Origin of the sequence: Parasphingorhabdus sp., assembly GCF_039982395.1 — a bacterium.
Classification (GTDB): domain Bacteria; phylum Pseudomonadota; class Alphaproteobacteria; order Sphingomonadales; family Sphingomonadaceae; genus Parasphingorhabdus.
On sequence record NZ_JBDWYO010000006.1, the window covers coordinates 40,755 to 59,643 of the forward strand.

Annotated in this window: 17 protein-coding genes; 14 read left to right on the forward strand and 3 right to left on the reverse strand. The window is 53.8% G+C overall.

The window, feature by feature from the left end; genetic code table 11:
• The first annotated feature begins 66 nt into the window (after positions 1-66).
• From ABJV08_RS10330 to ligA, 11 genes are all read left to right on the forward strand, one after another.
• On the forward strand, positions 67-657 hold the full coding sequence (locus tag ABJV08_RS10330) for a thymidine kinase (RefSeq protein WP_348039593.1): 591 nt from the start codon (positions 67-69) through the stop codon (positions 655-657).
• The gene (locus tag ABJV08_RS10335; protein WP_348039407.1) at positions 650-1,186 is read left to right on the forward strand and encodes a GNAT family protein; all 537 of its coding nucleotides are present in this window, start codon (positions 650-652) and stop codon (positions 1,184-1,186) included. The genes ABJV08_RS10330 and ABJV08_RS10335 overlap by 8 nt, the downstream gene beginning before the upstream one ends.
• On the forward strand, positions 1,183-1,893 hold the full coding sequence (locus ABJV08_RS10340) for a class I SAM-dependent methyltransferase (protein WP_348039408.1): 711 nt from the start codon (positions 1,183-1,185) through the stop codon (positions 1,891-1,893). The genes ABJV08_RS10335 and ABJV08_RS10340 overlap by 4 nt, the downstream gene beginning before the upstream one ends.
• Before the next feature lie 46 nt (positions 1,894-1,939).
• Positions 1,940-2,662 (forward strand): hypothetical protein, encoded by a 723-nt coding sequence (locus ABJV08_RS10345; RefSeq protein ID WP_348039409.1) that lies wholly within the window; start codon positions 1,940-1,942, stop codon positions 2,660-2,662.
• Between the two features lie 27 nt (positions 2,663-2,689).
• Positions 2,690-3,664, forward strand: coding sequence for a tRNA pseudouridine(55) synthase TruB (truB, locus tag ABJV08_RS10350; RefSeq protein WP_348039594.1), 975 nt, complete (start codon positions 2,690-2,692; stop codon positions 3,662-3,664).
• Positions 3,665-3,686: 22 nt separating this feature from the next.
• Entirely contained in the window at positions 3,687-3,956 is a 270-nt protein-coding gene (rpsO, locus tag ABJV08_RS10355; protein WP_348039410.1) for a 30S ribosomal protein S15, read from the forward strand.
• 176 nt (positions 3,957-4,132) lie between these two features.
• Positions 4,133-6,409: a polyribonucleotide nucleotidyltransferase gene (gene pnp, locus ABJV08_RS10360; protein ID WP_348039411.1), complete on the forward strand. Its 2,277-nt coding sequence runs from the start codon at positions 4,133-4,135 to the stop codon at positions 6,407-6,409.
• Between the two features lie 282 nt (positions 6,410-6,691).
• Positions 6,692-7,477, forward strand: coding sequence for an outer membrane protein assembly factor BamD (locus tag ABJV08_RS10365; RefSeq protein ID WP_348039412.1), 786 nt, complete (start codon positions 6,692-6,694; stop codon positions 7,475-7,477).
• Between the two features lie 57 nt (positions 7,478-7,534).
• Positions 7,535-9,199: a DNA repair protein RecN gene (gene recN / locus ABJV08_RS10370; RefSeq protein ID WP_348039413.1), complete on the forward strand. Its 1,665-nt coding sequence runs from the start codon at positions 7,535-7,537 to the stop codon at positions 9,197-9,199.
• On the forward strand, positions 9,196-9,582 hold the full coding sequence (locus tag ABJV08_RS10375) for an antibiotic biosynthesis monooxygenase family protein (protein ID WP_348039414.1): 387 nt from the start codon (positions 9,196-9,198) through the stop codon (positions 9,580-9,582). The genes recN and ABJV08_RS10375 overlap by 4 nt, the downstream gene beginning before the upstream one ends.
• Positions 9,582-11,696 (forward strand): NAD-dependent DNA ligase LigA, encoded by a 2,115-nt coding sequence (gene ligA / locus ABJV08_RS10380; protein ID WP_348039415.1) that lies wholly within the window; start codon positions 9,582-9,584, stop codon positions 11,694-11,696. Before ABJV08_RS10375 ends, ligA begins: the two co-directional genes overlap by 1 nt.
• A gap of 20 nt (positions 11,697-11,716) precedes the next feature.
• Here the strand turns inward: ligA and ABJV08_RS10385 are convergent, their stop codons facing one another.
• Positions 11,717-12,703: a hypothetical protein gene (locus tag ABJV08_RS10385; protein ID WP_348039416.1), complete on the reverse strand. Its 987-nt coding sequence runs from the start codon at positions 12,701-12,703 to the stop codon at positions 11,717-11,719.
• 144 nt (positions 12,704-12,847) lie between these two features.
• On the opposite strand from ABJV08_RS10385, the gene ABJV08_RS10390 reads away from it, so the two are divergent.
• Complete coding sequence (locus ABJV08_RS10390; protein ID WP_348039417.1) at positions 12,848-14,023, forward strand: sterol desaturase family protein; 1,176 nt, start codon at positions 12,848-12,850, stop codon at positions 14,021-14,023.
• Between the two features lie 20 nt (positions 14,024-14,043).
• On the forward strand, positions 14,044-14,544 hold the full coding sequence (locus ABJV08_RS10395) for a GNAT family N-acetyltransferase (protein ID WP_348039418.1): 501 nt from the start codon (positions 14,044-14,046) through the stop codon (positions 14,542-14,544).
• A gap of 29 nt (positions 14,545-14,573) precedes the next feature.
• Here ABJV08_RS10395 and ABJV08_RS10400 read toward each other — a convergent pair whose 3' ends face one another.
• Positions 14,574-15,296, reverse strand: coding sequence for a helix-turn-helix transcriptional regulator (locus ABJV08_RS10400; RefSeq protein WP_348039419.1), 723 nt, complete (start codon positions 15,294-15,296; stop codon positions 14,574-14,576).
• Between the two features lie 174 nt (positions 15,297-15,470).
• Positions 15,471-16,604 carry a TIGR03032 family protein gene (locus tag ABJV08_RS10405; RefSeq protein WP_348039420.1) on the reverse strand — a complete coding sequence of 378 codons (1,134 nt, stop codon included), beginning with the start codon at positions 16,602-16,604 and terminating at the stop codon, positions 15,471-15,473.
• A gap of 285 nt (positions 16,605-16,889) precedes the next feature.
• Between ABJV08_RS10405 and ABJV08_RS10410 the strand changes: the two genes are divergently transcribed.
• Complete coding sequence (locus ABJV08_RS10410; protein ID WP_348039421.1) at positions 16,890-18,884, forward strand: pyrroloquinoline quinone-dependent dehydrogenase; 1,995 nt, start codon at positions 16,890-16,892, stop codon at positions 18,882-18,884.
• Positions 18,885-18,889: the final 5 nt, after the last annotated feature.

Below are 18,889 nucleotides of genomic sequence, written 5' to 3' on the forward strand. Positions count from 1 at the left end.
GTTGGCAATCTCAGGGTGCAAAAGTGCTTCGACAGGTTCGGTACGAACGGCTATGCAGCGGGACTTATGGCCAAACTCTATTTCTACTACGCATCGATGAATGCCGGAAAGTCTAGCAATCTGCTGCAGGCGGCTTTCAACTATGGCGAGCGTGGAATGAAAGTCATGCTGTGGACGGCAGCCATTGATGATCGTGCATCCTTTGGTGCCATTGCTTCGCGCATTGGTTTGAATGCGGATGCCCATCGTTTCCATGACGGTATCGATATGTTCGCTGCCGTTCGTGAAGAGAATGATGAAAATGAACTGGCTTGCGTGCTGATCGATGAAGCGCAGTTTTTGACCGAGGATCAGGTTTGGCAATGTGCAAAGATTGCGGACAAGGCCGGTATTCCGGTTCTCTGCTATGGTTTGCGCACTGATTTCCAGGGAAATCTATTCCCCGGGTCGGCGAAACTTTTGGGACTTGCCGATAGTCTCGTTGAGCTCAAAGCCGTCTGCGAATGCGGCCGCAAAGCAACGATGAATTTGCGGATCGATGAGAGTGGAAATGCCATAGCAGCGGGTGAACAGACTGAAATCGGCGGGAACGAAAGCTATGTCGCTTTGTGCCGGAAGCATTTCATGGAACGTCTAGAAAGAAAGTCGCATGATTGATCTGACCGCAACATTAGAAGCAGGATCAGTGCGGCTCGAGCCGATGGCCGAACAGCATGTTGAACCGCTACGCACCGCCTGTGCAGAGGATCAGGATATCTGGGACATCTACCCGATCAATATGCTGGGCGATGACTTCGATAAGGCTATGCAGGCGTTTCATAGCATGACTTCGTGGGTGCCCTTCGCGGTGATTAACGCTGAAACAGACACGGTTGTCGGCATGACCAATTATATTAACCCCGACCAGCATGGCGTGGTCGAAATTGGCGGAACCTATATCGCGCCTTCGGTGCGTGGTATCGGCTTTAACGATATCATGAAGAAGCTTTTGCTCGATCATGCGTTCGCCAATGGTTTCCGCAAAGTTGAATTTCGTGTGGATGATCGAAATGAACGATCCAAAGCAGCAGTATTGAAAATCGGTGCGAAGCGCGAAGGAACGCTGCGTAAAAACCGGGTTACCTGGACTGGTCATGTACGGGACACGGCCGTCTTTGGCTTGCTCAAAGAAGAATGGGTGGGATGAACATGGTTGGAGATGTCAATGGCTGGACGGATTCGGCTGACGCATGGATTGCATCCATAGGCGATGACGGCGACTGGACGCGCAGAACCTTTCTTGATGCTGCGATGCTGGCGCGCGTGCAAGCGCATAGCGGGACGTTTCTCGACGTCGGTTGCGGAGAAGGCCGGTTCGTCCGCAAGCTGCAAGAACTCGGTTTTAAAGGAATCGGGGTCGATCCTGTTGAAAGGCTGATCAATGTGGCGCAGCAGCGTGATCCAAAGGGGGATTATCGCATTGGCGTAGGAGAAGATCTGGACTTTGACGACGCCAGCTTTGATTTGACAATCAGCTACCTGTCACTGATCGATATCGAAGATTTCCGCACTGCCATCAAGGAAATGACCCGCGTAACGAAGCTTGGTGGCTCGATATTGGTTGCCAACCTTACGGGCCACTTCACGGCGGGAAAATGGGAGCGTAGAGCTATTGGTGTCGGTCGCCGGTTTGAAATGGATAATTACCATGAAGAACGCGCTACCCGCGAACAATGGCAGGGTATTGATATCCTAAACTGGCATCGACCGCAGGCCTCCTATTTCGAAGAGTTTCTTTCGAACGGTTTGATCCTTCGACATTTCTCGGAGCCCACACCGCCAGATCAAAGCGATCCAAAGAGTGACCGTTATACGCGGGTGCCGGGATTTTTGGTGATGGAATGGCAGAAATGAGACTGGTCGAAGCCTTGTTTGAATCGCTTGTCGCGCAGGTGAACCTGTGAAACGAAGCTTTTGGGTCTTTGCTCCGATGCTGCTGCTGGCAAATACAGATGACCTTGCAGGTGATGAGGCGGGAGCCGACCCAATTCCTCTAAGCACTGCTTCAGCCCAAGATTTTGTTCCCGGTGGCTGGTATCTGGAAAGATCTGTGGTGGGTGATCTGAATGCTGATGGCCTGTCAGACATCGTGCTTATTATGCGACAGAATGACCCGAAGCTCCTCATCGATAACGAGGGTTTGGGCAGAGATCGCTATGATAGCAATCCTCGGACAATCTTGGTGGCGTTAAAACAATCTGATGGCGGATATTTAAGGATCGCTCAAAACGATCAAATCATCCCTGTAATCAGCAGTGCAACAATGGATGATCCAATTGGTGATGCTGGAGATGGTTCACTTTCACTCGTCAAAGGCGTGATGCGGTTGAGAATCGGCTTTTGGGCGAGCGCGGGCGCTTGGCAGATGTTCAATAGAACTTTTTCATTTCGACTGAACGACCGGCGATTGCGGCTGATCGGTTATGATAACTATTATGTACATCGGGGCTCCGGAGAATTGAAAACCACAAGCATCAATTATCTGACGCGGCGCAAAAAAAGCCAAAATGGGAGCATAGAAGACACTCATGTTCCGGAAGTCTGGAGCAAGATAAGCCGAAAACCATTAATTCTTTTTGACAATATCGGCGACGGCTTCGATTTCGATCCCGATAGAAACTAGTCTTTTCAGGCAGGACATACATTGACGATAGAAAAACCCCATGGATGGATTATCCTGGATAAGCCCTTGGAGCTAGGCTCAACACAGGCGGTTGGCGCAGTGAAACGGAATCTCCGTGAAGCCGGTCTGCTCGGCAAGGGTAAGAATAAGCTGAAAGTGGGGCATGGCGGAACGTTAGACCCTTTGGCGACCGGGGTGTTACCGATTGCTCTGGGTGAAGCTACAAAGCTTTGCGGGCGCATGCTGGACGCTTCGAAAATTTACGAATTTACGATCAGCTTCGGCAGCGAGACGGAAACGTTGGATACGGAAGGCGCTGTAACAGAGACCTCTGATTGCAGGCCGACATTAGCCGAAGTCAAAGCTGTTCTTCCACAGTTTACCGGCCCGATTGAACAGATACCGCCTAAATATTCAGCGCTGAAGATTGATGGCAAGCGGGCTTATGATCTTGCCCGGGCCGGGGTTGATGTTGAGATGAAGGTGAGGGGTGTGACGATATATTCGCTTAACGTTCGCGGTCCTGAGCTTGCCCAAGAACCTTCAGAAGCCCCGAAGCAAGGTCCTCATGATGGTTGTTTGACTGAAGTTACGCTCACCGCCAATGTCTCCAAAGGCACCTATATCCGGTCTCTTGCAAGGGATATTGCGCGGGCGCTTGGTACGTTCGGACATGTGATCATGTTGCGCCGAACAAAGGCTGGCCCTTTTGCATTGAAGCAGGCGATTTCACTGGACAAACTCAATGAAATTGGTAAGGGCGCGGACATTAAAGAATACCTCTTGCCGCTTGAGGCGGGGCTGGACGACATCCCGGCTTTTAACCTCAACCCTGATCAGGCAAGACTGCTTCGGCAAGGCATGACGCTGGACGGGCAGGAATTGATCGGGAACCCCGCAGTTAACGGGCTTTTTCTAGCGACAGAGAATGAAAATTCTCCCGTTGCTTTGGCAGAGTTGGTTGATGGCACCGTAAAGGTTGTTCGCGGATTCAATATGTAATGATGTTCGAAGGAATGAATGAATGACGATTACCGCAGAAAAAAAACAAGAACTGATTAAAAAATTCGGCCAGACAGAGGGCGATACCGGTTCTCCGGAAGTTCAGGTTGCCGTGCTCACAGAGCGCATCGTAAACCTGACCGAGCATTTCAAAGGCCACCACAAGGACAACCATTCTCGGCGCGGATTGCTGATGATGGTGAACAAGCGGCGCAGCCTGCTGGATTATCTTCGTAAAAAAGATGTCGAGCGTTACGCCAAGCTGATCAAGGACCTTGGTCTCCGTAAATAAGAGTTTTGAAGGCGGCTCCCATATGGGGGCCGTTTTCGCATTGGACATCGCAGCAATAAGGCGGTGATGTCTTTCGACCGGGGCACAAATGGCCCCGAACCGCTGTTCAGCCGGATTGCTGGACACAAGAAAGCCCCCGCACTGCATAGGGCAGGTGGGACAAAGGAAATATACGAATGTTTGATGTAAAAAAAGTCGAAATGGAATGGGGCGGACAAACCCTCACCCTCGAAACGGGCCGTATTGCCCGTCAGGCTGATGGCGCAGTGCTTGCGACCCTCGGCGAAACGGTTGTGCTGTGCGCAGTGACCGCCGCAAAATCGGTACGCGAAGGACAGGACTTCTTCCCGCTGACCGTTCACTATCAGGAAAAATTCTCAGCCGCCGGACGTATCCCAGGCGGTTTCTTCAAGCGCGAAGGCCGTGCGACAGAAAAAGAAACGCTGACATCGCGTTTGATTGACCGTCCTTGCCGTCCGCTATTCCCAGAAGGTTTCTACAACGAAATCAACGTAATCTGTCAGGTGATGAGCTATGACGGTGTCAACGAGCCCGATATTCTGGCTATGGTTGCAGCATCTGCTGCTCTGACCATCTCCGGCGTTCCTTTCATGGGCCCAATTGGTGCGGCTCGTGTGGGTTACAAAGAAGGCGAATATCAGCTGAACCCATCTATGGAAGAAGTCGCTACCGGCGAACTCGACCTTGTGGTTGCTGCGACACCTGGCGCTGTGATGATGGTTGAATCGGAAGCAAAAGAGCTGTCCGAAGAAGTCATGCTTGGCGCCGTTCAATTCGCGCATGAAGCATCGAAGGATGTTGCTGGCCTGATCATCGATCTGGCTGAACAGGCTGCGAAAGAACCTTGGCAGCTTGATGCTGGCGAAGACAACAGCGATATCAAAGAGGCCCTGCGCAAGCTGGTCGGAAAAGATATTGCTGCGGCTTACAAGAAAACCGACAAATCAGAGCGTAGCGACGCGCTGAATGCGGTTCGGGAAAAAGCCAAAGAAAAATATGCTGACGAAGATGGCCAGACCCAGATGACTGCTGGCAAGATGGTCAAGAAGCTGGAAGCTGAAATCGTTCGCGGAGCCATCATCAAAGACGGTACTCGTATCGATGGTCGTAAGCTTGATCAGGTTCGTCCGATCGAAGCCATGGTAGGCTTGCTGCCACGGACCCATGGTTCGTCGCTCTTCACCCGCGGTGAAACACAGGCAATCGTGACCACGACCCTGGGCACCAAAGATGCAGAACAGATGATCGATGGTCTCGACGGTCTGAGCTACACCAACTTCATGTTGCATTATAACTTCCCGCCATATTCGGTTGGTGAAGTAGGGCGTTTCGGTTTCACCAGCCGCCGCGAAACCGGTCATGGTAAGCTCGCTTTCCGCGCGCTTCGTCCGGTACTGCCGACAGTGGAAGACTTCCCATATACCATTCGGGTTTTGTCCGACATTACCGAATCTAACGGTTCGTCTTCGATGGCGACCGTTTGTGGCGGTTCGCTGGCGATGATGGATGCTGGTGTGCCTTTGGCGCGTCCGGTTTCCGGTATTGCGATGGGCCTGATCCTCGAAGGCACTGACTTTGCGGTTCTGTCCGACATTCTCGGTGACGAAGATCATCTCGGCGACATGGACTTCAAGGTTGCGGGTTCCGAAAAAGGTATCACTTCCTTGCAGATGGACATCAAGGTAGCCGGCATTACGCAGGAAATTATGAAGTCTGCTCTGGAACAAGCCAGTGGCGGTCGTGCCCATATTCTGGGTGAAATGTCGAAAGCACTGAACAGCGTTCGTACCGAAATGTCCGAACATGCTCCGCGCATCGAAACCTTGCAGATCAACAAAGAGAAGATCCGTGACGTTATTGGTACCGGCGGCAAAGTGATCCGCGAAATCGTTGCGGAAACTGGTGCGAAGGTCGATATCGACGACGAAGGTCTGATCAAGGTTTCCTCTTCCGATAAGTCCCAGATTGATGCGGCCATCGCATGGATCAAGGGCCTTGTTGAAGAAGCCGAAGTTGGCAAAGTCTATGACGGTAAGGTTGTAAACCTTGTCGACTTTGGTGCTTTTGTGAACTTCATGGGCGGCAAAGACGGTCTCGTTCACGTTTCTGAAATCAAGAATGAGCGTGTAGAAAAAGTCGCTGACGAACTGAGCGAAGGCCAGGCTGTTAAGGTCAAGGTTCTCGAAATCGATCAGCGCGGCAAGGTGCGCTTGTCGATGCGGGTTGTTGATCAGGAAACTGGTGAAGAGTTGGAAGACACCCGTCCTCCGCGCGAAAACAAGCCACGCGGCCCGCGCCGTGATGGTGGCGGCGGACGCGGACGTGAAGGTGGCGGACGTGGCCGTGATGGCGGCGGACGTGGCCGGAAACCGGAAGCTTCAAAAGACGGAGGCGGCGATATTCCATTGCCTTCTTCAATCACCGAAGACTAGATTTTCGCAAAAAATATGGATCAAGGGCTCGGAGCAATCCGGGCCCTTTTTCTTTGTCCGGAAAAGGAATCACAAGAATCTGTTCCAGGCTGCTTTGGTGTGAGCAAGGGTGCGGACTGAAACTGCAGGTGCAATTCAATCATTTATCGGAAAAACCGTCGGTTCCCTGCTGGATTAATGTCAGGTAAAGCTAAAACAGAACAGAGAGTGTTAGTCTGTTCCAGCGGCTTTTTTTGCTTTATTCTTGGCTGGACGAAAACAAGCGGTTAAGAGGTCTGGCATATGACAAAACACATTCTCAAATGGGCCGCACTAGGCCTCTCCGCTTCGCTCCTCTCCGGTTGCGCTCTTCTTGGTGGCGGTGGCGGAGGCGGCAGCACAGACACTCGTTACGTCGCGCGTGATGTTGATACGCTTTACAATGCTGCAAAAGAGCGGCTTGATCGAGGGCAGTATAAGATTGCAGCCGCCCTGTTCGATGAAGTCGAACGTCAGCATCCCTATTCGCCATGGTCCCGTCGTGCGCAGCAGATGAGTGCGTTCAGCTATTATCTAGCGGGTGACTATAACAAGGCGATTGAATCCTCTCGTCGGTTCTTGTCGATCCATCCGGGAAATAAAGACGCGCCTTATGCTTATTATCTGATCTCGCTTTGCTATTATGAACAAATCAGCGATGTGACGCGTGACCAGAAGATTACCGAACAGGCGCTGGCGTCTCTCGGCGAGGTTGCCCGTCGTTATCCCAATAGCCGCTATGCTGCTGATGCGACGTTAAAAATGGATCTGGTCAACGACCATCTCGCGGGCAAAGAGATGGAAATCGGTCGTTTTTATCAACGCCGCGGAAAGTGGCTTGCCGCTACAATCCGTTTCCGGAAGGTGATTGAGAAATATCAGACGACCACCCACACGCCGGAAGCGTTGATGCGACTCACGGAATCCTATCTTGCATTGGGTGTTCCGGTGGAGGCCAAAAATACCACCGCTGTTCTGGGTGCCAACTATCCGGGTAGCAAATGGTATGAACGCGCTTATGAGCTCGTCAACAAACATGGTGCCACTTAAAAGCATATGTCGCTGCAATGCGTTGCAGCTAAGGTAAACGTGTTTTAAGAGGGTCCTGTGCTGCAGTCCCTTTCCATTCGAGATATCGTATTGATAGAGGCGCTTGACCTCGAATTCGGGTCGGGCCTGACGGTCCTGACCGGCGAAACGGGTGCGGGAAAGTCGATCCTTCTCGACAGTCTTGGGCTAGCACTTGGCAATAGAGCGGATAGCGGCTTGGTCCGTCAGGGTACGGAGAAGGCTCAGGTTACCGCCAGTTTCGAAGCTCCGGCAGCCGGCAGTAGACTGGCAGCGACACTCTCTGACAATGACATTGAAATTGAACCGGGCGAAGCGCTGATCATCAAGCGATCCGTTAAGGCCGATGGCGGTAGCCGGGCTTTCATCAATGACCAGCCTTGCTCGGCGACGTTGTTGCGCGCCGTGGGCGGACAATTGATTGAAATTCATGGACAACATGATGATCGCGGCATGATCAACCCGAAAGGCCATCGGGCGTTGCTGGATGCTTTTGCGGGTGTAGAAGGCGCCGCAGTTGGTGATGCATTCCAAGCCTGGCAGGCCGCAAAAACGGCGCTGGAGCAAGCGAAGCAGGATCAGGAATCTGCAGAAAAAGACCGTGAATATTTAGAGCATAGCGTTGCAGAACTGGCCAAATTTGGCCCAGAACCGGGGGAAGAGCAGGAACTGGCTCTGGAACGGGCGACGATGATGAAGGGCGAGAAGCTGACCGGCGATCTCGAAGCGATCCGTTCCGCTTTTGACGGCTCCAATGGAGGGCTGGCGTCGCTGCGGTCTGCGGCGCGAAGGCTTGACCGGATTGCCGATGATCACCCCTTGCTCAAGGAGGCTTTAGAGTCGCTCGACCGGTCGATTATCGATGCCAGTGAAGCGGAAGAAAAACTCAATGATGCGGCGGCTGCGCTGATCTTTGACCCACAGCGACTCGACGATATGGAGACCCGTCTATTTGATCTGAGAGGGCTTGCCAGAAAGCATCGGGTGGAGCCTGACAAGCTTTCGGAATTGCTCGATGAACTGCAAGGCAAGCTGGCGGCGATTAGTGATGGCGGCAAGACAATGGAAGGATTGGAGGCATCATTGGCTTCTGCGAAGAAATCCTACATTTCACTGGCGGAAAAGCTGCGGACGCAACGTAGCAAAGCGGCAACGGCGTTGGACAAAGCGGTCGCCGGAGAATTGGCACCGCTCAAACTGGATGCCGCAAAATTTCAGACTTTGCTTGAAGAATTACCGGAAGAGCATTGGAATAAAAGCGGAATTGACCGCATCGAGTTTTTGATTGCGACCAACCCGGGTGCACCTTTGGCACCGTTGGGCAAAATTGCGTCGGGTGGGGAGCTTTCTCGGTTCATTCTATCCCTTAAGGTCGCATTGGCGGAAGAATATGGTCTGAAAACGATCATTTTTGACGAAGTCGACCGCGGTGTCGGCGGGGCAGTGGCCTCGGCGATCGGTGACCGGCTCTCACGCTTATCCAAGGGCGCGCAGCTGCTCGTAGTGACCCATAGCCCGCAGGTTGCCTCCAAGGGCGACGCGCATATGCTGATCAACAAGTCGCGCAGCGGCACCGTATCGCGTACCGATGTCCGCGCACTGGACGATGAGGGCCGCCGGCAGGAGATTGCGCGGATGCTGTCCGGCGCGGATGTGACGGATGAGGCGAGGGCGCAGGCGGACCGGTTGCTGGAAGGAGTATGATCGGGCGGCGAGAATTGTTGGCCTGGATGGGGACGACAGGAGCGGTGGTCTCTGGCTGTGCCAAAATAGGAAGAGAACAGGTCATGGATGAAAATTTGTCCTACGGGATTATTGGCCAAATGAAGGTTGCCGCCGGAAAACGGGATGAGCTTGTGGCAATTTTGGCCAAAGGAACGTGCAATATGCCCGGCAATATTGCTTATATAATTTCACTTGATCAGGCAGACGAAGGTGCGATCTGGATCACGGAATATTGGGAGAGCAAGGATGCGCATACCGCGTCATTGCAACTGGCGTCGGTCCAAGCCGCCATAGCCACGGGACGTCCGATGATAAAAGGGTTCGGACATCGGTTCGAAGTGGCGGCGGTTGCGGGCTTTTAATGCGCACACCGTCCACCCCTTTAATATCCGAAGCAGACGCCGCGAATGAACTCATGCGTCTCGCGCGCACGATTGCGAAGCATAATAAGCTTTATCATGCCGAAGACACGCCGGAGATATCCGACGCGGACTATGACGCGCTGGTGCGGCGGAATAATGAGCTGGAAGAGGCTTTCCCGCATCTGGTGCGGGAGAATAGCCCGAACAAGCTGGTAGGCGCGGCAGTCGCGGCTTCGCCTTTGTCGAAAGTTGCGCATGAACAGCGCATGATGAGCCTCGACAACGGCTTTTCCGATGAAGATATCGCCGAATGGCTGGCCCGAGTGCGGCGGTTTTTGAACCTGCCGGAAGACGAGCCGGTGGCGGTGACGGCGGAAGATAAGATCGACGGGCTATCTTGTTCGCTGCGCTACGAAAAGGGCAAGCTTGTCCTCGCCGCAACGCGCGGGGACGGGCAGGTCGGCGAGGATGTGACCGCCAATGTGCAGATGATATCCGATATTCCTGATACCCTATCCGGCAATGTCCCGGACCTGTTCGAGATCCGCGGCGAAGTCTACATGGCCAAGGCCGATTTTGCCGGCCTCAACGAGCGGTTGATGGACGAAGGCAAGGCTGACGCGCTGGCCAAGAATGTCGATTTTGATCCGGAGAAAATCCGCCAGTTCGCCAATCCCCGCAACGCGGCCGCCGGTTCGTTGCGGCAGAAGGATGCCAATATCACGGCAAAGCGGCCACTGAAGTTCTGGGCCCATGGCTGGGGCGTGCATAGCGAATTGCCTGCGGATACGTCTTTTGCGGTGGCCAAGGCGATGGAAAGCTGGGGCGTACCGCTATCGCCTTTGGTCAAACGCTTTGAGACGCTGGACGAAATATTATCCCATTATCGTCATATCGAGGCGGAGCGAGCGGACCTGCCATATGATATCGACGGGGTGGTCTACAAGGTCGACCGGCTCGATTGGCAGCAGCGGCTTGGTTTTGTCGCCAAAGCACCGCGCTGGGCGCTGGCGCATAAATTCCCGGCGGAACAGGCACAGACGACGCTGGAGAGCATTGATATCCAGGTCGGGCGTACGGGCAAGTTGACGCCGGTGGGGCGGCTGAAACCCGTAACCGTGGGCGGCGTGGTTGTTTCTAACGTCACATTGCACAATCGCGATGAAGTCGAACGGCTTGGCGTCCGTCCGGGTGACCGGGTGGTGATCCAGCGGGCAGGGGACGTGATCCCGCAAGTGGTCGAGAATCTGACGCGCGACGAAGAGCGCGAAGCCTATGAGTTCCCGGACCATTGTCCGGAATGCAATAGCGAAGCAGTCGCCGAAGAAGGCGAGGTCGATGTGCGTTGCACCGGCGGCCTGATCTGTCCGGCGCAGCGGTTCCAGCGACTGGTTCATTTCGTCTCGCGGGTGGCGCTGGATATTGACGGTCTGGGCGAAAAGAGCATCGGCGAGTTTATTGAAGCGGGTTTCATCGAAAGTCCCGCCGATATCTTCCGTCTGCACAAGCATCGCGCCGAAATCCTCGCCCGTGATCGGTGGCAGGACAAGTCTGTGGATAATTTGTTGGAGGCTGTGGAAAAGAAACGCCAGCCTGACGCGGCCCGACTGCTGTTCGGTTTAGGCATCAGGCATATCGGAACGGTGACGGCGCGGGATCTGCTCAAGAATTTCACAAATTTGCCCAAACTAGCCGAAATCGGCAAAGCGGCCCGTGAGGACGAAGCGGTGCGCGAGGAAATTACCGCCATTGACGGCGTTGGTCCCACTGTCGCACAGGCGCTGGCTGACTTTTTCCACGAACCCCATAATGTTGCGGTCTGGGATGATTTACTCGGCGAAGTGTCACCGCCTGACTATATCGTCGAAACCCGCGATAGTTCCGTCGCAGGCAAAACCGTCGTTTTTACAGGCAAGCTGGAAACCATGAGCCGCGACGAAGCCAAGGAGCAGGCCGAGGCTTTGGGGGCCAAAGCATCGGGTTCGGTAAGCGCCAAAACCGATCTGCTGGTCGCCGGTCCGGGTGCCGGTTCGAAAATGAAGAAAGCTGCGGAGCTCGGCATCGAAGTGATCGACGAAGCGGGCTGGGCAGAAATTGTGAAAGCAGCGGGGTAGGGTGCAAAAGCCGTTCTAAGTCATTGCTCCGCGCGGTCCGATTGTTTCAACCCTTCGCTCATGGAATGGATCATCGCAGAGCGTTGAAGCGAAGCCTTCACATTAGCAGGGACATTGTACAGTCCACGGAGGAGCAGCAAATCGCCGCTGCTCAGGGATGTCGGTTTCAGTGTCTCGTCTTCGGTTTCCGCAAATAGCGATAATATCGATCCGTCTGGCACCTGTTGATCACCGCCGACTTTTATATCGATAAGAGAGACCATTGCGGCATAATCAGCCAGTTGTGCCGCGGAGATGCCTTTCAATGATTTGCTTTCAATTAACAGATAGGAATAGGCGATGCCTTCGATGGTCGATCTAGAAATTTTGGATTTAACATGTGATGTTTGGCCGTTGGTTGTTGATCCTCCGAGGGCAGGGCCCAAACCTGCCCCATTCGCGCCTGCCATGAACGTGAAGGTACCCGCGCTGGCATTATGTCCGGAATCACTACCAACGGTGTGCGTCGCTTTCCAAGTATAAACCGGGCCACCGCTTTCTTCCAACGCATCCCGCTCCCAATGCGGGATTGTTTCGAACAGGCGGTTTTTCTTCTTTCGCAGAAGTTGAATTTCCGCTTTGCCATCCTCGATCAGGGCAACAAACAGATTGGGGGAGCATTTGTCGACGGCGACCGGAATGTTTGCCATCGCTGCAACCTGACGAATGCGATCCTCGATCGCGCTGCTTTGCCGCTCGGATAATCCGGCGACGGAGGGACAAACAGGGGCCGCGAAACGGGGATATTGGCCTGTTTGCTTGCTACCGCCGGACACATTAAACTGGCTGACAATCAATTCCCGGATTTCAGCCAGCCTTTCCTTTTGGCCGATCACGACTATTTCTCTGTCTTTTGATGCGGAGGGTTTTGCTTCCTGATTTCCGATTGCAGGGCTACCAAATGCCAAAAGTGATGCAGAGGCGAAAATCGCCATGCTGATGATTTTGGATGATTTCTTCCTTGGCATGTTGGCAAAGACTATAGGAACAGACTTACATTGGCAAACCCCAGACTATTGACTTTGGCGGTCAGCTGGAATTGGAAGGCCTAAACACAGTTGCCAAGGCCCAAATCGAACGGCAGCGGAATCGCGGTTTTGCACGGAGAGAAGATGACCACGAAGATAAAGAAAAAAGGCATTCTGAAGCAACTCGCAAAAGACCTTGAATCCCATCCAGAAGTGCGCCGTTTCGGCAGTGGTTGGCTGTCTGGATTTTTTGCGATTGTGATGGCCATTGCCGGACTGGGTATGGTGTTCGCGCTGCGTTTTCCCGACTGGTTTGCGACCCCTGAACTGGAAGCGGTCAAACAATGGACCGGTTTTCGCGGAGCCATTCATCTGTTGTTGCTTGGTTCTTATGCGCTGGCTTTGCTCAGCTTGTTGCTGCGTCCCCGTAAAATCCTGGGTTTTACAGCATTGGCCATCGGTATTTTTGCAGCCATATTGGGCGGTGCTAATGTTCAGCCGGAGGATACGCGCAGCTGGGGCATATTTTTTGGGCTGGATTTCTTCATCGTCAATATGGTGATCACCGGGCTGATGTTTGCGCCGTTGGAGCGACTTGTGCCGCACCGGCGTTCGCAGCGGTTGTTCCGGATCGAATGGCGAGAGGATCTCTTCTACTATCTGGTCAGTTCTATGATGGTACAGGCGCTTACTTTTCTGGCGCTGGCGCCTTCCAATGCGTTGGTGGCCAACACCAATAGCTGGGACGCGTTTCGCGCGGCGGTGGCTTCCATCCCGTGGATCATGCAATTTGTCATCGTGCTCTTTCTGACCGATCTTGTGCAATATTGGTTCCACCGGACCTTCCACCGCTTTCCGTTTCTATGGGGTTTCCATGCGGTGCATCATTCTTCCAAGTCTATGGACTGGCTGGCCGGATCGCGGATGCACTTCATCGAGATCATATTGCTGCGCGGGATAACATCTTTGCCGATGATGACATTGGGATTCAGCCCCTCTGTGCTGCAGGCCTATATCGCCTTCGTCTATATTTACAGTTCGTTGCTCCACGCCAATGTCAAAGGCGATTTCAACTGGCTCGGCCACTGGATTGCAACGCCGCGCTTTCACCACTGGCACCATGGATTGGAGCGCGAGGCGTTCGATGTGAACTATGCCATTCACTTTCCAGTGATCGACAAAATCTTCGGAACCTTTCATCTGCCGGAATCCCGATGGCCGGAAAATTATGGCATCCCGGAAGATGTGCCGAAAGGATATTTGAAGCAATTTGCTTATCCGGTCACGCGCAAACAACCTGATTATGGAGACCTCGAATGATGGTTTTGCGCGTGTAATATATGATCCGCTTTCGGCCCGTTATCTTGTCCGATGTTCCCTGGATTGCGGAGGCGTTGAGTCACGAAACAGTGGCAAGGAACACATCCACAATTCCTCATCCCTTAGACGAAAATTTCATCCGATCCTGGGTGTCAGACTGGAAGCAGCTAGAAGCCGCAGGGCAGGGCTTTAGAATGGTAGGAACAACGGATGATGGCGATGGTTTTGGGTCCGCTGCAATCAAACGCACGACTGCAACAACAGGGGAGTTGTCCTTCTGGATTGCTCCGCGATTTTGGCGGCAGGGACTGGCAAGCCAAATGTCCAAAGCGATTGTCGAGCAGGCAGGGGTAGCGGGCTTTACCCGACTGACCGCAGGCCATTTTCGGGACAATGCGGGATCAGCGGCTGTTTTGAGAAAACTCGGTTTCCGGCGACTGGATCAGGATATGGAGATTTTTAGCCTCAGCCGGAATGAGAATCTTGCCACGTTTCGATATGCATTGGACTTGGAACGCTAATGTTCATGCGCAAGCAGGAAGCTGCGCCGCTACATGTTGATCTTGCTGGTAGCGACCCCGGCCAAGACAGCGCCCACTTTGTTGTGGACGCCCAGCTTCCGGTACATCCGTCGCGTATAGGTATCAATTGTGGCGGGCTTGATGCCCAATATCATCGAAATCTCTATGATGCTTTTCCCGAGGGCAAGCCATTGCAGGACTTCGGTCTCGCGCGATGACAATTGAATGATATGCAGTTTTTCGTGGAAGCAGGACACAGTTTTCACATGCGATGCGGCGGCCAAGACCTCGAGGGCGCACCGCGTTTCGGCAGACAATGTGCTGATATCTTGGGGGAAGCCAAAGCACATGCAGCCTTCAATTTTATAGGGGCCATAGACCGGGATCATATATTCATCCTGCAGCCCGACGGAAGCCATATGCTTTTGAATATTCGTCGCGAATTTTGCATTGATGACGCGCTCGCCGGCCATCAGTGACAGATAGTTTGTCGGCAATCCTTCGGTGATGATGATATCATGTACTTTCTCGATATGCTTCTGCATGCCAAGACTTTTGGACGAGCCTTTGTTGGGCCAGGCGTTGCTAAACAAGAGCCGGGGTATGTTGGTTTCGGCGGAATGAATCGATGGTTTTACATGATAGGTAAAGGACTTGGCGCCGAGAGCTTGGGATGTTCTCAACACACGCTTTATGATTCCAACGGGCGTCGCTTTGGCCTCGTGCGTATCAGAATCAGGTCCATCAGGCATAGACTGGGATTAACTCCTTTGTCACAGACTCGAGATGCTCAATTTATCAGAATCCCCAACGAGCTCCATAAGCTAATATCAAAGTTTACTTTTGGCATGAGGCGTGATCACGCCACCAGTGAACAGGCACTCTATCCGGCCTGCGGAGACGTGCTGGCCCCATTTATTCCGCAACTATTGCAGCGCTTCCATGGTGATAAAGTCCCTGATTTCCTGAGATTGCGGTCCGAGAGTGATCGGGTTCTTGACACCGGGGAGCACGCAAATGTCGAACAATTCGGTGATCGCGCCATCAAAGCGCAACCACTGCGCGACATCACCACTCGACAAGGAAACGATCTGGATACCGCACCACGCATCTGCGTCTTTTTCCTTGAGCTTATCGTCCAGTGCCAGCCCTTCAAAGCGGCCGTGACGCGGTTTGGACAGAGTGACAAAAGCATGGTCATTGTGGAAGGCCAGACCGCGCAAGAAGCCGGGGAAGAAGGCAACCGGGGTAAAGGCGCCGTCACTGGGATGGAGCCAGCCCAGTTCGCCTGTTCCGGAGTTTAAGACCCACAATTTTTCGGCATGAAAGCGCGGGCTGTGGGGCATCGACAGGCCGTCTGCCATGATGGCATTGGTTTCAATGTCGATGATCACGCCGCCATCATGGCGCCGGTCCCGCCAGCCGTCGACAACATCGGATTTGCACACGGCGCTGACATATTTCGGTTCATTGTCGACCATCGCTAGGCCGTTTAGATGGCAACGGTCTTCGGGGGCCAGCTTGGTGATGAACTCGGGTTTCCAGATCGGCTTGAAACTATGTTTGACGCTGGGTTCGCACAGGCAGCTATAGCGCGTGTTGACGAACACCATCCGGCCATTTTCGCGAATGCCAAGCTCGTGGATATCTATGTTGCCGGTCGTTTGCATGTTGCGCGGGACATAGACTTTGTCATGCGCACCATTGGCCAGTTGATCGGGACCCAGAACATTTTCCATCCGCACGATTTGGGTCAGTGTGCCTAGATATAAACGTTCCTGATCACCGGCCACGCCCATGGCTTGGGGATATTGTGCTTCGTGCAAGGCCAGCTTTCCGTCGGGACCAGCGCCGACCAGATAGAGCCGTCCGGTTTGATAGGATGTGAAGCCGATCGAAATGGCGTTGGATGCCAGGAAACCGGCAAGACCGTGCGAAAAATTAATATCGATTTTGCCTGCTTCCGGCTGCGCGTTTGGCTGCGCCTCGGTCGGCTTGTTGGTGTTCTCGGGCGTGGCGGTTTCGGCCTCGGCAGCGGCTTCTGGTTTCTTCTTCGTCACGGACTTCCCCCACATCAAAGTTCACGCCTGTGCCAAAATCAGCTTGCTGCCACAAGGCAAAAGGGGATTTTGACCAGCGAGTAGGGCCTCATCGACGATCATACAGATGTCCGCAACCACCCTTTCGGGTGATTACATTGCGCCCGGCCCTGTACTAGCTTGCGCTCAGTCGGACGAAAAAGGGGCATGGTCGCGAAAGCGAATGGTTCTAATTTCTCTCGGAGAGGGCAGGCCATCGAGTGACTTGTCTGTTCCCAATCATGGGAATTCTGATACGTTGCCGGAATGAAATTCACTGCTTTCCGTGTATTGTGCGCGCTCTCGTTGCTGTTCCTTGCGGTCAGTATCCTGGGTGGATCGCTTGTCTGGTCTATACTCGGACTATCCGATGATTTGACGATTGAGGGCAATGCCCGGATGGTCCGTGCGACAGCGGGCGGTCTGGGAGACGGGTGGAGCGCCTATGGCGGTGACAAAGGTGGAAACCGCTATTCTGCCGCTAGGCAGATCGACACCGACAATGTCGACCAACTGGCCATTGCGTGGACCCATCACAGCGGCGCATTGGATGGCAAGAGCGCCGAGGACCGATCAAAAAGCGCGCTTCAGACGACGCCGATATTGGTCGAAGATTCACTGATTTTCTGCACCCAATTTAACGTGGTTATCGCCGTTGATCCGGGGACTGGTGTAGAAAAATGGCGCTATGATCCCGAAGTTCCGACCGCCAGCGATCCGTCCAATCAATATACATGTCGCGGCGTAAGCTATTGGAAAGACGAAGATACTGGGCCAGATGTACAATGTTCCACACGCGTGTTTACCGGAACGGTCGATGCGCGGTTGATTGCGTTGGATGCAAAGACCGGCATACCGTGTGAAGCCTTTGGCAAAGCGGGAACCAAGCGCATCCTGCCCTCCATGTCGTTACGCTGGCCCGGCGAATTTCAGATTACGTCGGCACCTGCAATCGTGGGTGATACCGTTGTGACGGGAACATCGATTGGTGACAATTTGAGGACGGATGCTCCCAAGGGCACCGTCTTTGCCTTTGATGCACGCACTGGTGAGACCGAATGGACCTTTGATCCACTGTCTGGATCACCGGATATCCGCGGGGGGCACAGCAATGTCTGGTCGACCATCGCTGTTGACGAGGAACGTCAGCTGGTCATTGTCCCAACCTCCAGCCCCAGTCCGGACTATTATGGTGGAAATCGGCCAGGAGACAATCTCTACGCCAATAGCGTGGTCGCGTTAAATGCCGCCACGGGCACGGTTGCCTGGCATTTCCAGACGGTCCACCATGATGTCTGGGACTATGACCTTCCTGCACAACCCGGACTCTATCAGGTGTGGCGCGATGGTAAGGCACATGATGTGGTGGCACAGGTTACGAAAATGGGCTTGCTGTTCGTGCTCGACCGGGAAACTGGAAAACCGTTCCTGCCGATTGAAGAGCGAGCGGTTCCGCAAGGGGCTGAAAAGGGGGAGATGCTTTCCCCCACACAACCATTCCCTGTTAAGACGCCGGCGATCGTGCCTGACCGGGCAGATCCTGCCAATGCCTTCGGGATTACACTTTGGGACAAGCTGGCGTGCAAGGGCCAGCTGGAAAGCCTGCGGGCGGAAGGGCTTTTTACGCCGCCGACAATCCAGGGCAGTTTATCTCTGCCGTTCACTGGCGGTGGCGCCAATTGGGGCAGCGCTGCTTTTGATCCGAAACGGAATTTGCTGGTGATCAATATGAACAATATCGGTCAATATATGCGCCTCCAGCCCAATACCAAGGAAAGCGCGAACGCGAACAAGATAAGCGATGATGATGAATTTGCTCCAATGGAAGGCGCGCCATATGGCATGAGCCGGGCCATGCTTTTCTCTCCGCTCGGATTGCCCTGCACGCCACCACCCTGGGGCGTGTTGGCGGGAATTGATCTGGACAGCGGGGAAATTGTCTGGCGGCAGACATTGGGTACAACGGAAGATGTCGCTCCGGGCGGCTTGGCGCTCAAACTGGGGACACCCGCTCTGGGAGGTCCGATTGTTACCGCTGGGGGCTTGGTCTTCATTGGCGCAACAGGGGATGATTATCTGCGGGCCTTTGAAGCGGCAACCGGCAAGGAATTGTGGAAAGGCCGGCTTCCGGCGGGTGGCCAGGCGACCCCGATGAGTTACGTTTGGAAAGGGCGGCAATTTGTCGTCATCGCTGCCGGCGGTGCTTCCAATCTGGGATCGAAGCTGGGTGACAATATCGTCGCCTTTGCGCTGCCTCAATAGCAGCA

Excerpts from the sequence above, each read along its gene's own strand:
- ABJV08_RS10330 (WP_348039593.1), top strand. The coding sequence starts at position 67 with ATGGCCAAACTCTATTTCTACTACGCATCGATGAATGCCGGAAAGTCT.
- ABJV08_RS10335 (WP_348039407.1), top strand. The coding sequence starts at position 650 with ATGATTGATCTGACCGCAACATTAGAAGCAGGATCAGTGCGGCTCGAG.
- ABJV08_RS10340 (WP_348039408.1), top strand. The coding sequence starts at position 1,183 with ATGAACATGGTTGGAGATGTCAATGGCTGGACGGATTCGGCTGACGCA.
- rpsO (WP_348039410.1), top strand. The coding sequence starts at position 3,687 with ATGACGATTACCGCAGAAAAAAAACAAGAACTGATTAAAAAATTCGGC.
- pnp (WP_348039411.1), top strand. The coding sequence starts at position 4,133 with ATGTTTGATGTAAAAAAAGTCGAAATGGAATGGGGCGGACAAACCCTC.
- ABJV08_RS10365 (WP_348039412.1), top strand. The coding sequence starts at position 6,692 with ATGACAAAACACATTCTCAAATGGGCCGCACTAGGCCTCTCCGCTTCG.
- ABJV08_RS10375 (WP_348039414.1), top strand. The coding sequence starts at position 9,196 with ATGATCGGGCGGCGAGAATTGTTGGCCTGGATGGGGACGACAGGAGCG.
- ligA (WP_348039415.1), top strand. The coding sequence starts at position 9,582 with ATGCGCACACCGTCCACCCCTTTAATATCCGAAGCAGACGCCGCGAAT.
- ABJV08_RS10385 (WP_348039416.1), bottom strand. The coding sequence starts at position 12,703 with ATGCCAAGGAAGAAATCATCCAAAATCATCAGCATGGCGATTTTCGCC.
- ABJV08_RS10390 (WP_348039417.1), top strand. The coding sequence starts at position 12,848 with ATGACCACGAAGATAAAGAAAAAAGGCATTCTGAAGCAACTCGCAAAA.
- ABJV08_RS10395 (WP_348039418.1), top strand. The coding sequence starts at position 14,044 with ATGATCCGCTTTCGGCCCGTTATCTTGTCCGATGTTCCCTGGATTGCG.
- ABJV08_RS10400 (WP_348039419.1), bottom strand. The coding sequence starts at position 15,296 with ATGCCTGATGGACCTGATTCTGATACGCACGAGGCCAAAGCGACGCCC.
- ABJV08_RS10410 (WP_348039421.1), top strand. The coding sequence starts at position 16,890 with ATGAAATTCACTGCTTTCCGTGTATTGTGCGCGCTCTCGTTGCTGTTC.